Annotated in this window: 10 protein-coding genes and 1 pseudogene; 3 read left to right on the forward strand and 8 right to left on the reverse strand. The window is 69.4% G+C overall.

Features of this window, described 5'->3' with window-relative positions:
• The 7 genes and pseudogenes from IE325_RS42440 to IE325_RS42470 form a co-directional block, all read right to left on the reverse strand.
• The gene (locus IE325_RS42440; RefSeq protein WP_190075550.1) at positions 1-684 is read right to left on the reverse strand and encodes a response regulator; all 684 of its coding nucleotides are present in this window, start codon (positions 682-684) and stop codon (positions 1-3) included.
• 3 nt (positions 685-687) lie between these two features.
• Entirely contained in the window at positions 688-1,320 is a 633-nt protein-coding gene (locus IE325_RS42445) for a potassium-transporting ATPase subunit C (RefSeq protein ID WP_190075551.1), read from the reverse strand.
• Positions 1,321-1,325: 5 nt separating this feature from the next.
• Positions 1,326-3,431 (reverse strand): potassium-transporting ATPase subunit KdpB, encoded by a 2,106-nt coding sequence (gene kdpB / locus IE325_RS42450; protein ID WP_190075552.1) that lies wholly within the window; start codon positions 3,429-3,431, stop codon positions 1,326-1,328.
• Entirely contained in the window at positions 3,428-5,092 is a 1,665-nt protein-coding gene (gene kdpA, locus IE325_RS42455; protein WP_190075553.1) for a potassium-transporting ATPase subunit KdpA, read from the reverse strand. Before kdpA ends, kdpB begins: the two co-directional genes overlap by 4 nt.
• A gap of 8 nt (positions 5,093-5,100) precedes the next feature.
• Positions 5,101-5,190 (reverse strand): K(+)-transporting ATPase subunit F, encoded by a 90-nt coding sequence (gene kdpF, locus IE325_RS42460; RefSeq protein ID WP_016434100.1) that lies wholly within the window; start codon positions 5,188-5,190, stop codon positions 5,101-5,103.
• Between the two features lie 216 nt (positions 5,191-5,406).
• On the reverse strand, positions 5,407-7,257 hold the full coding sequence (locus tag IE325_RS42465) for an APC family permease (RefSeq protein WP_190075554.1): 1,851 nt from the start codon (positions 7,255-7,257) through the stop codon (positions 5,407-5,409).
• Positions 7,258-7,501: 244 nt separating this feature from the next.
• Positions 7,502-9,387, reverse strand: a pseudogene (locus IE325_RS42470) (DUF4118 domain-containing protein); the annotation flags it as partial.
• A gap of 516 nt (positions 9,388-9,903) precedes the next feature.
• Between IE325_RS42470 and IE325_RS42475 the strand changes: the two are divergent.
• Together IE325_RS42475 and IE325_RS42480 are read left to right on the forward strand one after the other, a co-directional pair.
• Positions 9,904-11,859 (forward strand): APC family permease, encoded by a 1,956-nt coding sequence (locus IE325_RS42475; protein WP_190075555.1) that lies wholly within the window; start codon positions 9,904-9,906, stop codon positions 11,857-11,859.
• A 271-nt stretch (positions 11,860-12,130) separates the two neighbouring features.
• Positions 12,131-12,652 (forward strand): hypothetical protein, encoded by a 522-nt coding sequence (locus IE325_RS42480; protein ID WP_190075556.1) that lies wholly within the window; start codon positions 12,131-12,133, stop codon positions 12,650-12,652.
• On the opposite strand, the gene IE325_RS42485 is transcribed toward IE325_RS42480, so the two are convergent.
• The gene (locus tag IE325_RS42485) at positions 12,630-13,214 is read right to left on the reverse strand and encodes a DUF1707 SHOCT-like domain-containing protein (protein ID WP_190075557.1); all 585 of its coding nucleotides are present in this window, start codon (positions 13,212-13,214) and stop codon (positions 12,630-12,632) included. The two genes, IE325_RS42480 and IE325_RS42485, sit on opposite strands and share 23 nt — an antisense overlap.
• A 174-nt stretch (positions 13,215-13,388) precedes the next feature.
• Between IE325_RS42485 and IE325_RS42490 the strand changes: the two genes are divergently transcribed.
• Complete coding sequence (locus IE325_RS42490; protein WP_190075558.1) at positions 13,389-13,811, forward strand: TOBE domain-containing protein; 423 nt, start codon at positions 13,389-13,391, stop codon at positions 13,809-13,811.
• Positions 13,812-13,883: the final 72 nt, after the last annotated feature.

A 13,883-nucleotide genomic window follows, 5' to 3' on the forward strand; every position in this document is an offset into this window, starting at 1 on the left:
TCACCCTTCGAAGCGGTAACCCATGCCGGGTTCGGTGATGAGATAGCGGGGGTGCGAAGGGTCCGCTTCCAGCTTCCGGCGCAACTGCGCCATGTAGACCCGCAGATAGTTGGTCTTGCCACTGTGGGAGACGCCCCAGACCTCCCGCAGCAGGAACTTCTGTGTGACCAGGCGACCGGGATGGGTCACCAGGATCTCCAGCAGCTGCCATTCGGTCGGTGTGAGGCGTACGTGGCGGCCACGCCGTACGACCCTCTTCGCCAACAGGTCGATGGTGAACTCGGCCGTCTCCACCCGTGTCGTCCCGGCGGCGACCGGAGCCTCCTCGGTACGGCGGACCGCGGCCCGCAGCCGGGCCATCAGCTCGTCCATGCTGAAGGGCTTGGTGACGTAGTCGTCGGCCCCGGCGTCGAGAGCGGCCACCTTCTCGTCGGAGCCCTGACGGGCCGAGAGCACCAGGATCGGCACACGGGACCAGCCGCGCAGGGACCTGATGACGTCGACCCCGTCCATGTCGGGCAGCCCGAGGTCGAGCATCACCACGTCCGGCTGACGCACGGCCGCCAGCCGGAGGGCCGTGACGCCGTCGGGCGCCGCGTCCACTCCGTACCGGCGTGCCCGCATATTGATCACGAGTGCTCTGACCAGCTGGGGGTCGTCCTCCACGACCAGCACCCGGGTCATCTCTCAGCTGCCCTTCACCAGTTCCTTGAGCGCGATGTTCAACTCCAGGACGTTGACCCGCGGTTCGCCGATGAAGCCGAGGGTGCGCTTCTCGGTGTGGTCCTCGACCAGCTTCTCGACCTGGGCGACCGGCAGGTCGTTGCGGTCGGCGACCCGGTGGACCTGGAGTTCGGCGTAGGCCGGGGAGATGTCCGGGTCGAGGCCGGAGCCGGAGGAGGTGACCGCGTCGGCGGGGACCTGGGAGGGCCGGACCGTGTAGCCGGGCACGGAGTTCTCCCTGACGACCTTGGCCTTCGCCTCCTTCACCCACTTGATCAGCTCGGGGTTGTCGCCGGAGCGGTTGGTGGCGCCGGACAGGATCAGCTTGTACTGGGTGTTGACCGAGTTCTCGCCCAGTCCGTTCGCCGGCCGGGGCTGGAAGTAGTCCAGGCCGTAGCCCTGTTGGCCGATCAGCGAGGAGCCGACGACCCTGCCGTCCGACTTGATCTCGGAGCCGTTCGCCTTGTCGCTGAACAGCCCCTGCGCGATGCCGGTGACGGCCAGCGGGTAGATGACGCCGGTCACCAGGGTCAGCACGAGGAGGGCGCGCAGGCCCGCCCCGAGCAACCGGGCTGTGTTCGTAACGGAGTTGTTCATGGCCTTCAGCCGATCCCGGGGATGAGGGAGATGAGCAGGTCGATGAGCTTGATGCCGATGAACGGGGCGATCAGGCCGCCGAGCCCGTAGATCGTCAGGTTCCGCCGCAGCATGCGGTCCGCGCTGACCGGCCGGTACTGCACGCCCTTCAGGGACAGCGGCACCAGCGCGATGATGATCAGCGCGTTGAAGATGACCGCCGACAGGATCGCGGAGTCCGGTGAGGACAGGCCCATGACGTTGAGCTTGTCCAGGCCCGGGTAGACCGCCGCGAACAGCGCCGGGATGATCGCGAAGTACTTCGCGACGTCGTTGGCGATGGAGAACGTGGTCAGCGCACCGCGAGTGATCAGCAGCTGCTTGCCGATCTCGACGATCTCGATCAGCTTGGTCGGGTTGGAGTCGAGGTCGACCATGTTGCCGGCCTCCTTGGCGGCCGACGTACCGGTGTTCATGGCCACGCCGACATCGGCCTGCGCGAGCGCGGGCGCGTCGTTCGTGCCGTCACCGGTCATCGCGACCAGCTTGCCGCCGGCCTGTTCCCGCTTGATGAGCGCCATCTTGTCCTCGGGGGTGGCCTCCGCGAGGAAGTCGTCCACGCCCGCCTCGTCGGCGATCGCCTTCGCGGTCAGCGGGTTGTCACCGGTGATCATGACGGTCTTGATGCCCATGCGGCGCAGCTCCTCGAACCGCTCACGCATGCCTTCCTTGACGACGTCCTTGAGGTGGATGACCCCGAGGATGCGGGCACCTTCGGCGTCCTCCAGCGCGACCAGCAGCGGGGTGCCACCGGCCTCGGAGATGCGATTGGCGATCCGGTCCGCGTCGTCGGCGACCGTGCCGCCCCGCTCCCGCACCCAGGCGATGACCGAACCGGCCGCGCCCTTGCGGATCCTGCGCCCGTCGACGTCGACGCCGGACATCCGGGTCTGCGCCGTGAAGGCGATCCACTCGGCGCCGCTCAACTCGCGCTCACGCAGCCCGTACCGCTCCTTCGCCAGTACGACGACGGAGCGGCCCTCGGGCGTCTCGTCGGCCAGCGAGGACAGCTGGGCGGCGTCGGCGACCTCGGCGCCCGTCACACCGTCCACCGGCATGAACTCGGCGGCCTGGCGGTTGCCGAGGGTGATGGTGCCGGTCTTGTCGAGCAGCAGCGTGGAGACGTCACCGGCGGCCTCGACCGCGCGGCCGGACATGGCGAGCACATTGCGCTGGACCAGGCGGTCCATGCCGGCGATCCCGATCGCGGAGAGCAGGGCGCCGATGGTCGTCGGGATCAGACAGACCAGCAGGGCGATGAGCACGATCATCGTCAGGTGCGTGCCCGCGTAGTCCGCGAGCGGCGGCAGTGTGGCGCAGGCCAGCAGGAAGACGATCGTCAGTGACGCGAGCAGGATGTTCAGGGCGATCTCGTTCGGCGTCTTCTGCCGGGCGGCGCCCTCGACCAGGTTGATCATCCGGTCGATGAAGGTCTCACCGGGCTTTGTCGTGATCTTGATGACGATGCGGTCGGAGAGGACCTTCGTGCCACCGGTGACGGCCGAACGGTCGCCGCCGGACTCCCGGATGACCGGGGCCGACTCGCCGGTGATCGCCGACTCGTCGACGGACGCGACGCCCTCGACGACATCACCGTCGCCGGGGATGACATCGCCGGCCTCGCAGACCACGAGGTCGCCGATGCTCAGCTCGGTTCCCGCGACCACGGTGCCGTCGACCTTGCGCGCCACCGTGTCGGTCTTGGCCTTGCGCAGCGTGTCGGCCTGCGCCTTGCCGCGGCCCTCGGCGACGGCCTCCGCCAGGTTGGCGAAGATCACCGTCAGCCACAGCCAGACGCTGATGGTCCAGCCGAACCAGTCACCGGGGTCGGTGAAGGAGAAGACGGTGGTCAGGACGGAGCCGACGAGGACCACGAACATCACGGGAGACTTGACCATCACCCGCGGGTCGAGCTTGCGGAAGGCGTCCGGCAGCGACTTGAGCAGCTGCTTCGGGTCGAAGAGGCCCCCGCCGACACGGCCTTCGGGGGTCTTGTGCCCCGTCGGCGCGTCCTGGTGGGGCGCGAGGGTGGGAGTGGACATCGGGTCCTGCTTCTCTACGTCGGTGGTCATGAGGCCAGCCCTTCGGCCAGCGGCCCCAGCGCGAGGGCCGGGAAGTACGTCAGCCCGGTGATGATGAGGATCGCGCCCACCAACAGGCCGGTGAACAGCGGCTTTTCGGTGCGCAGGGTGCCCGCGGTCTCCGGCACCGGCTTCTGCTCGGCGAGCGAACCGGCCAGGGCCAGCACGAAGATCATCGGCAGGAAGCGGCCAAGGAGCATGCACAGGCCGAGCGTGGTGTTGAACCACTGTGTGTCCGCGTTCAGACCGGCGAACGCCGAGCCGTTGTTGTTGGAGGCGGACGTATAGGCGTAGAGGATCTCGGAGAATCCGTGCGCGCCGGAGTTGGTCATGGAGTTGCCCGGGGTCGGCAGTGCCATCGCCGCGGCGGTGAAGACAAGTACAAGCGCCGGCGTGATCAGGATGTAGCAGGCGGCCAGCTTGATCTCACGGGAGCCGATCTTCTTGCCCAGGTACTCGGGCGTACGGCCCACCATCAGACCGGCGATGAACACCGCGATGATCGCCATGATCAGCATGCCGTAGAGGCCGGATCCGGTACCGCCGGGCGCGATCTCGCCCAGCATCATGCCGAGCATGGTGATGCCGCCGCCGAGCCCGGTGAAGGAGGAGTGGAAGGAGTCCACCGCGCCGGTCGAGGTGAGGGTGGTCGACGTCGCGAAGATCGACGAGGCGCCGACACCGAACCGCACCTCCTTGCCCTCGTACGCGCCACCGGCGATGTCGAAGGCCGGGCCGTGATGGGAGAACTCGGTCCACATCATCAGGGCGACGAAGCCGACCCAGATGGTGGCCATCGTGGCGAGGATCGCGTAGCCCTGCTTCACGGAGCCGACCATGAGGCCGAAGGTGCGGGTCAGCGCGAACGGGATGACGAGGATCAGGAAGATCTCGAAGAGGTTGGAGAACGGGGTGGGGTTCTCGAACGGGTGGGCGCTGTTGGCGTTGAAGTAGCCGCCACCGTTGGTGCCCAGCTCCTTGATGGCCTCCTGCGAGGCGACCGCGCCGCCGTTCCACTGCTGCTGCCCGCCCATGAACTGGCCGACCTCGTGGATGCCGGAGAAGTTCTGGAGGGCACCGCAGGCGACCAGGACCACGGCCGCGATCGCGGCGATCGGCACCAGGATGCGGACGACACCGCGCACCAGGTCGGCCCAGAAGTTGCCCAGTTCACCGGTGCGCGAGCGCGCGAATCCGCGCACGAGCGCCACCGCGACGGCGATTCCGACGGCGGCGGAGACAAAGTTCTGCACCGCCAGACCGGCGGTCTGCGCGACGTGGCCCATGGCCTGTTCGCCGTAGTACGACTGCCAGTTGGTGTTGGTCACGAACGACACGGCGGTGTTGAACGCCTGGTCCGGGTCGATCGACTTGAAGCCGAGCGAGCCGGGCAGCACACCTTGCAGCCGCTGAAGCAGATAGAGGAACAGGACACCGACGGCGGAAAAGGCGAGGACGCCGCGCAGGTACGCGGTCCAGCGCATCTCGGTGTCGGGATCGGCACCGATGCCCTTGTAGATCCACTTCTCGACGCGCCAGTGCTTGTCGGAGGAGTAGACCTTGGCCATGTAGTTGCCGAGGGGGACGTAGGCGAGCGCCAGTGCCGCGATCAGTGCGAGCAGTTGGAGCACGCCGGCGAGGACGGGACCCATGTCTAGGCTCAGAACCTCTCCGGGAAGATCAGGGCGAGGACGAGATAGCCCAGCAGGGCGACGGCCACGACGAGGCCGACGATGTTCTCGGCGGTCACAGCTTCGTCACCCCCTTGGCGACGAGAGCCACCAGCGCGAAACACGCGATCGTGATGACGACGAAGGCCAGATCGGCCATCGTGAACTCCTGGAGTGAGGTTCGGTCGGACAGGGACGACTTCGAGGAAACAGCCTTCGTGGCCGGATTCGAGCGCCGTTGACGGCTCCCATACGGCCCGCCGCGCGCCTTTGACGGTTCTCTTACGGCGCCACGATCACCGCAGGTCGCAGCCGCGCCGGAGGCGGAACCGGAGTCGGCAGATCACCGCGTCCGTCTCCTTGCGGACGGCGTGCGCGACGACGGCCCCCCGCTGGTTCTGCAGCAGCCGTTGCCACAGCCGCTCCGGCTCGGTCTCCGGGATGAGCACGGTCACCCGGGTGGCTGGCTCGGAGACCATGAGGTCTCGGACGTACGCGGCAATGGGGCGGCCCAGCGCACGCCGCTGACTGGCCAGCCGGACCAGGGGCACACCGGGGTCCCACTCGGCCCAGGAGCGCTCCAGGGCGTGCAGCGCGGACCGGTCCTCGGGGTCGGGGTGGCAGACGGTGACGGCACGGACCTCGTCGCCGAGCGAGGCCGCCGCGGTGAGGGCCTCCGAGGTGAGCCGGGAGAGCGAGGAGACGGGCACGATCACGACCGAGCGGTCGCGGTGCGGATGCTCGGGGATACGGCCGAGGCCGAGCCGCTCGCCGATCCGCGCGTAGGCCCGGTGCACGGCCTCGAACGCCGCGACCAGCAGGGGCAGCGCGATCACGATCAGCCAGGCGCCCTCGGCGAACTTGCTCGCGGTGACGACGACGGCCGAGACGCCGGTGAGCAGCCCGCCGAAACCGTTGAGCAGGGCCTTGCCCTGCCATCCAGGACCCTTTTCTTGGCACCAGTGCCGGACCATGCCGACCTGGGCGACGGTGAAGCCGACGAAGACGCCGATGGCGAAGAGCGGCACGAGCGTGTTGGTGTCGCCGCCGGAGAAGACGATCAGCGCGGTGGAGACGGCCGCCAGCGCCAGCACACCGTGCCGGTGCACCTGCCGGTCGGCCTTCAGCGCGAACACATGCGGCAGGTAGTTGTCGCGGGCGAGCAGCTTCAGCAGCACGGGGAGGCCGCCGAAGGAGGTGTTCGCGGACAGGGCCAGCAGGATCATCGTGGCGAACTGGATGACGTAGAAAGCCCAGTTGTGGCCGAGCGAGGCGTCCGCGAGCTGGGCGAGGACGGTGACGCCCTCGACCGGCTGGAGATGGAAGCGGGATATCAGCACCGACAGCCCGATCAGCATCAGGCCGAGGACGGCGCCGAGGGCGAGCTCCGCGTGCTGGGCCCGCTTGGCGCGCGGGACGCGGAAGGACGGGACGGCGTTGGCGATGGCCTCGACGCCGGTGAGCGCGGCGCAGCCGGAGGCGAAGGCCTTCAGCAGGAGCAGGGCGCCCACGGTGGTGGCGTTGTCGGCGAGCACGGAGGCGTGCCCGGCGGCCGTCGCGGTACTGACGGGTTCGGACCGGAACAGCCCGACGGCGATCTGCACGAAGATCGAGCCGACGAACACGACGGTCGGCACGATGAACGCCTTCGCCGACTCCACGATGCCCCGCAGATTGACCGCGGTGATCAGCCCGAGCACGGCCAGGCACAGCCACAGCCGGTCGTCGTAGAGGGCGGGGAAGGCGGAGGTCAGGGCGGCCACCCCGGCGGTGACGGCGACGGCGACATTGAGGACGTAGTCCAGCACCAGCGAGCCCGCCGCGACCAGGCTCGTCCGCTTGCCCAGGTGCGTCCTGGCGACCGCGTAGGAGCCGCCGCCGTCCGGGAAGGCCGCGATGACCTGCCGGTACGAGGCGACCAGCACCGCCAGCAGGACGGCGATGGCCAGCGTGACGGGGAGCGTGAAACCGAGCCCGCGGGCCCCGGCCGCGGCCAGCACCAGGACGATCGCCTCGGGACCGTAGGCCACCGACGCCATGGCGTCGAGGGACAGGGCCGCGAGCCCGGTGACGGCGGTGAGACGGTGCCGCTCGCCGGTGTCCGGCGGTTCCTCGTCGGCGGAGGGCGCGGTGGTCAGGACGGGCATGGGATGCGTGCTCCTTCATACGGACGAGCCGTCACGCGCGAGGGCGCGCGTGACTGCCCCAGGTTCTGTCCGCAACCCGCTGTTTCCGACGGCCCTTGCGCGTTCTTCGCGCAGGCGGGGCCGTCCTTGACGCCGCCTTGATGCCTATGTGGGCATGCGCGACCGGGGCCATGTCGGGCACGACCCTCACCCGGCACCACCGGCCCCGGCCCGGTCCTGCTCGGCCATGACCGCCCCTTGCGTGCGCCAATGGCAGGGACACCACCATCGTCAGGCCGCCCCCCGGTGTGTCCTCGGGTGTGATCGTGCCGCTCTTCGCCTCGGTAAGCCCCCGGGCGAGGGCGAGGGCGAAGCCCAGGCCGAGGCCGGTCGTGTTGTCGGTGTCGCCCAGCCGCTGGAACGGCTCGAAGAGACGGTCCCGGCCCGACCACGACAGACCCGGACCGCGGTCGACGATGCGCAGCTCGGCCCGGCCCACCAGGACGCTCGCGGTCACCAGGGCCTTGGCGCCGGGCGGGCTGTGCCGGGCGGCGTTGGCGACCAGGTTGGCGATCACCCGCTCCAGCAGCGGTGGGTCGACGAGCACGGCGGGGAAGTCCTCCACGTCCCCCACCTCGACATCGGGGATGTCCGCCAGCGCGACAGGCAGGACCTCCTCCAGGGCGGTGGCCCGCAGGTTCAGTTTCAGCACGCCCGCTTCCAGGCGGCAGAGGTCGAGCAGGTTCTCCACCAGCCGGTTCAGCTTGGCCAGGGCCTCGTCGGCGGTGGCGAGGAGCTCCTCGCGGTCCTCGACGTAGAACTCCACCTCCCGGCGGCCCACCGGCGGCCAGCGGAGTACGCAGGTCATGGCCCACGGCCCTCAGCAGTGCCGTACGTATCCGGTCGGCGGCCCTGACGGGCTCCACCTCTGCGCGGCCTCGGCGAGCCGGGCCCGCTCCACCGCGGTCCCTACGTGCCCGGCGAAGGCGGCCAGCACCCGCCGCTCCGGGGACGACATGACGCGTCCGTGCAGCACCAGATGGGCTCCGAGCCCGGTCGGCACGGCGGTGACGTCCGCGGCGTCGGGCGGCTCGTCGACCAGTTCCGCCGACTCCATGCCGAAGGCATCCCGGGTGCGTTCCAGCAGCGCCGGGATGGTCTGCCCGCCTCGCACGATGCTGCCCGCCAGGGACGACATGGTCTCCGCCTCGGCAGTGGCGCGAGCGGCCCGCCGGGACAGCCGCAGGGAACGGTCGACGAGGGCGGCGACGGTCGCGGCCACTACCTCGAACACCGCCAGCGCCAGCAGGGCGTTGGGGTCGTCGAGGGTGAAGGCGCCGATAGGCGGGATGAACCAGTAGTTCAGCAGCGGCGACGCGGTCACGGAGGCGATCACCGCCGAGGCCATGCCGCCTATGCAGGCCACGCCCACCACCGCGAGCAGGAACAGCAGGGCCTCGCTGGTCAGGTTCAGGGTGCCGCGCAGCTGCGCGAGTCCGACGGTGAGCAGCACCGGCAGCACGAGTCCGGCGAACGGTCCGGCGATGAGCGGGACCTGGAGAGCGTACGGCGGCGGGACGGCAGCAGTGTGCCGCGGCCGGCCCGTTGGCGGGTCACCCGGTGGACGTCGATGTCGCCGGAGAGCGCGACGAGGGACTCACCCGTTCCTGGCCCGGTCACAAACCCTCCAGCCGCCCGCGCCGAATGGCGCCCAGCACGAGCTGGGTGGCGTTCTCGGCACGGGCGAACTCCACGAGCGTGGTCGCGACGTCCTCGCCGACGACCTGGTGGCAGCGCCGGCTCGTGGAGGATCTCGGCGTACGAGGCACCGGCGCCCAGCCCGTCGCTGCGGGTGACGTGCGCGGCGAGCAGGTCCCCGCCGGCCGACCTGGCGGCGATCCGGGCCGCCCGCCGGTTGATCGTGTCGCCCTCCGGGCCGCCGGTCAGTGCGACGACGACCCGCTCCCGGGCCTCCCACACCCCGCCGATCGCATGCTCGGCGCGGTAGCTGTTGAGGGCTTCGTCCACCCGGTCGGCCACCCACAGCAGCGGCAGTTGCCGCAGCGCGGTCAGATGGCCCGGCCGGAAGTAACTGGCGAGCGCCGCGTCGATGTCCTCGGGCGCGCAGATGTTGCCGTGCGCCATGCGGCGGCAGGTCTCAGCGAACCCTTCCGCGCCCCCGCACGCCGGAATCTTGAGGGACGTTGGCACTGTCTTGACAAGGTGGCTTCGCTCGGGGCCCACGGAGGAAGACCGGCATGCGCCGCGTGGGCACGCTTCCCGCACTCGTGGCACTCACGCCACATGGGTGGCGGCCTTCACGCACCGATGGCGCATTCCCGCCCCTTCCCTCCCGCCCGGTCCCGGCAGCGCCTCAGCCCGTGCCGCGGCACGCTCCGGAAGGGAGCGCCTGGTTCACGGCGATGACGCAGGGTGTCCACCTTCGCCCTTCCATCCCCCCTCCCCCCATACAGCCCAACCACCCGCGAACAGTGCCCGAGCTCACATCTTGATGTGCGGCCAGCGCCGACCCGGTCAGTCTTAACGGAAGCTTGACGCCCCCGGCCCCCCGATCCGTGGGCCCGGACGTCACTCTCTGCTTACGCTGGTGCCGCCGTCCGCGTGATGGCCGGAATCGCTTGCCGACCGCACATCAGGAGCACGCAGATGGCCACGACCGAGCACCCTCCTCCCAGTCGCCTGCGCGCCTGGATGCTGGAGGGCCTGTCCGACATGGGCAAGGGCCACGCTCCCAAGGGCACACAGGCCGAGAAGGAGCCCGTGGACGAGGGCCAGCCCTGGTACCGGGTGATGTGCCTGACCGGCGTCGACTACTTCTCGACCCTCGGTTATCAGCCAGGTATCGCCGCCCTCGCGGCCGGTCTGCTGTCGCCGATCGCCACGATCGTGCTCGTGATCGTCACTCTGGCGGGCGCCCTGCCCGTCTATCGGAGGGTCGCCGAGGAGAGCCCGCACGGCCAGGGCTCGATCGCCATGCTGGAACGGCTGCTGACCTTCTGGAAGGGCAAGCTGTTCGTCCTGACCCTGCTCGGCTTCGCGGCCACGGACTTCCTGATCACCATCACCCTGTCGGCGGCCGACGCCTCGACCCACCTGATCGAGAACCCCCATCTGGAAAGCGCCCTGCACGACAAGCAGATGGTGATCACCCTCATCCTGGTGGCACTGCTGGGCGCGGTGTTCCTAAAGGGCTTCCTGGAGGCGATCGGTGTCGCCGTCGCGCTGGTGGGCATCTATCTCGCGCTGAACGCGGTCGTCGTGGTCGTCGGCCTGTACCACGTCATCACCGAGGGCCATGTGATCACAGACTGGTCCAGCGCCCTCACCGCCGAGCACGGCAATGTCTTCGTCATGATCGGCGTCGCCCTGATCGTCTTCCCCAAGCTCGCGCTCGGCCTGTCCGGCTTCGAGACCGGCGTCGCCGTGATGCCGCACGTCAAGGGCGACGCGGGTGAGACGGAGGAGAACCCCAAGGGGCGCATCCGGGACACCAAGAAGCTGCTCACCACCGCCGCCGTGATCATGAGCTGCTTCCTGATCACCACGAGCTTCATCACCACCCTGCTCATCCCGGAGAAGGAGTTCGAGTCGGGCGGCCAGGCCAACGGCCGCGCACTCGCCTACCTCGCGCACGAGTACCTCGGCAGCGCCTTCGGCACGATCTACGACGTCTCGACGATCGCCATCCTGTGGTTCGCCGGCGCCTCCGCCATGGCCGGCCTGCTCAATCTGATGCCGCGCTATCTGCCCCGCTACGGCATGGCCCCGCACTGGGCGCGCGCGGTGCGCCCGATGGTCATCGTCTTCACCCTGGTCGCCTTCCTGGTGACCTGGATCTTCGACGCCGACGTCGACGCCCAGGGCGGCGCCTACGCCACCGGCGTACTGGTGCTCATCAGCTCCGCCGCGATCGCCGTGACCATCGCGGCCCGCAAGGCCGGTCAGCGCAACTGGTTCATCGGCTTCGCGGTCATCTCGGCGGTCTTCCTCTACACGACCGTCGTGAATGTCATCGAGCGCCCCGACGGTGTGAAGATCGGCGCCTGCTTCATCGCCGGCATCATCCTCATCTCCCTGCTCTCGCGGCTGCTGCGGGCCTTCGAGCTCCGCGTGACCAGCGTGACGCTCGACGACATGGCGGAACGATTCGTCAGGGATATAGCCAGCCGCAAGATCCGGTTCATCGCCAACGAACCCGACAGCCGGGACAAGGCCGAGTACCGGGACAAGATCGAGCAGATCCGCAACGACAACGACCTCTCGGAGCAGGAGGACTTCGTCTTCGTCGAGGTCACGGTCACCGACCCGTCCGAGTTCGAGGCCGGCCTGATCGTGCGCGGCCAGGTCATGCACGACCGCTACCGCGTCCTCACCCTGGAGTCCTCCTCCATCCCCAACGCCCTGGCCGCACTGCTCCTCTACGTCCGCGACACCACCGGCTGCATCCCGCACATCTACTTCGAGTGGACCGAGGGCACCCCCTTCGCCAACTTCCTCCGCTTCTTCCTCTTCGGCCAGGGCGAGGTCGCCCCGGTCACCCGCGAGGTCCTGCGCGAGGCCGAGCCGAACCGCGAACGCCGGCCACGCGTACACACGGGCTGACGGGACCGGGACCACGTACGCCCACCCCGCACAGGGGCTGACCCGACCGGGACCACAAACGCCCCACCCCGCACACCGGCTGCCCCGACCGGGGCGACCAACGCCCCACGCCTCACCCCCTCCGCACGCCGACCGAGGTCACCTCGATCCGAATCCCCCAGCGGCTCCCGACGCCCCCGGCCATCAGGATCGCGTCAACGATGAGCCGTAAGCCGTCAGAGCACCGTCAGCCACGTTCGCTCCGGCGCCTGGGCGCCCTACCGTCTGCACTGTGGACGGAAGCAGACCGCGCCCGGCCCCGACCGGTGACCGCCAGTGGCGGGACAGTGCCCGGTTCGCGGCGGGCTGCGCTCTTGCCTTCTTCTGCATGGCCCTCGTCGTCGACTGGGACGCGCAGACCCTGACACCCTCCCGCACCGCGCTGTGGCTGGTCATGACCGCCGTACTCTTCACGATCCTGCTCCCCCAGCGCGTGACCGCGGGCCCGGGCTGGCTCACGGTGCGTGGCCTCGTACGGCATCGGACGGTGCGTACCGACGCGCTGGTGGCCGTACGGCAGTACGGCGATGTCTCCGCGTATCTGACCCTGTGCGACACGGACGGCCGCCGTCTGGACCTGGACCCCCGGATCCTCGTCACCAACCCGCTGCTGTGGCACGAGCTGGACACCGGAGTACGCCGCTCGCGGGCAGGTGGAACGCTGGTCGAGGGCCTGGACGTACTGGAGCGGCTGCGACACCAGATCGATGACGCGACGGCGCGTGCCGTGCTCAGGGCGTCCGGGATCTCCTGAACACCGAGCGCCGGGCCGGCCGTATCACGACCTGTCCATACGTCATGCGCCCAGCGATCTCGACCTGCAGGACGACGGGAGCTCCGGTGTCGTCCGACGGGCGCGTCTTGATCTGGGCGTACTCGACCACCAGCGAGTCGGTGTCCACCACGACTCCCGGTCGAGTGACCAGCTTCAGGGTCCCGCCGTGCATGTCCATGTCGATGTGCAGGGTCCCCCCAGCCATGACGGCCTGCGTGAAGTCGAGGGTCACATCGCCCCAGGTCGACGCGATCTCCAGCCGCCGAGGCACAGCCCAGCTCCCGCTCCGCACGGTCGAAGCGGCCTGCTGCTCGATACGGACGAGTTCCTTGGCCTCCACATCGCCCGGCGCCGCCGGCAGGTCCGCAGTCAGTCCCGCCAGCTCGCCCAGCGTGCGAGCGGTCAGAGCCGCGGTCACCCGCTCGTCCAGCTCCTCGATGGTCAGCCTGCCGTCCGCCGCCGCGCTGTTGAGCACATCCACAGCACGGTCCCGGTCCGCGTCCGAGGCTCGCAACCCCGTACGCGCAAGATCCGCCGACATCCATTCCCCCCGATCGTCGCCCACCTACTCCACTGACGCTATATCGCGTTATGCCAAACGGCCAAGCCCCGCCCACAGTTCCCGACATCACCCACCGCGAGGAGAAGTCCGGCGACTACGGTGGGACGCATAAGCCGCATATCTCGCCAAACAGCACCGCGCGAGGCATCCCCCATGAGCCCGAGCACCCGCAATCAGCTCCCCGGCACGATCACCTGCATCACTCCGGGCGAGATCATGGCGCTGGTCGACGTCCACCTCACCGGTGGCCAGGACCTCACCGCCGCGATCACCCCGTCGGCCGTCGAGGAACTGGGCCTGGCAGAGGGCACCACAGTGAACGCCCTCGTGACCGCGACACACATCTCCCTCGCCACACCCCCGGTGGAGGAACTGCCCCTGCACAACCGACTCCCCGGCAAGGTGACCGGCATCGCCACCGGCGGCGCGATGGCATCGGTGAAGATCGCGGTCGAGGGCGGCGCCCTGACAGCGGCCGTCACCCGGGACGCCACCACCGACCTCGCCCTCACCCTCGGCGTCCCTGTCGTGGCCCTGGTCGAGGCGACGGAGGTTGCCTTGACGACGACCACATGAACACGACACCCGAAGCCCATTCATGGCACACAAAAGGGCTCCGCCCGGCCACCTGAGCGGCCGGGCGGAGCC

The organism is Streptomyces lanatus, from assembly GCF_014655715.1.
Taxonomy (GTDB): domain Bacteria; phylum Actinomycetota; class Actinomycetes; order Streptomycetales; family Streptomycetaceae; genus Streptomyces; species Streptomyces lanatus.

Bases quoted from the DNA above. Each gene is read 5' to 3' on its own strand.
- IE325_RS42440 (WP_190075550.1), bottom strand. From the start codon at position 684: ATGACCCGGGTGCTGGTCGTGGAGGACGACCCCCAGCTGGTCAGAGCA.
- IE325_RS42445 (WP_190075551.1), bottom strand. From the start codon at position 1,320: ATGAACAACTCCGTTACGAACACAGCCCGGTTGCTCGGGGCGGGCCTG.
- kdpB (WP_190075552.1), bottom strand. From the start codon at position 3,431: ATGACCACCGACGTAGAGAAGCAGGACCCGATGTCCACTCCCACCCTC.
- kdpA (WP_190075553.1), bottom strand. From the start codon at position 5,092: ATGGGTCCCGTCCTCGCCGGCGTGCTCCAACTGCTCGCACTGATCGCG.
- IE325_RS42465 (WP_190075554.1), bottom strand. From the start codon at position 7,257: ATGCCCGTCCTGACCACCGCGCCCTCCGCCGACGAGGAACCGCCGGAC.
- IE325_RS42475 (WP_190075555.1), top strand. From the start codon at position 9,904: ATGGCCACGACCGAGCACCCTCCTCCCAGTCGCCTGCGCGCCTGGATG.
- IE325_RS42485 (WP_190075557.1), bottom strand. From the start codon at position 13,214: ATGTCGGCGGATCTTGCGCGTACGGGGTTGCGAGCCTCGGACGCGGAC.
- IE325_RS42490 (WP_190075558.1), top strand. From the start codon at position 13,389: ATGAGCCCGAGCACCCGCAATCAGCTCCCCGGCACGATCACCTGCATC.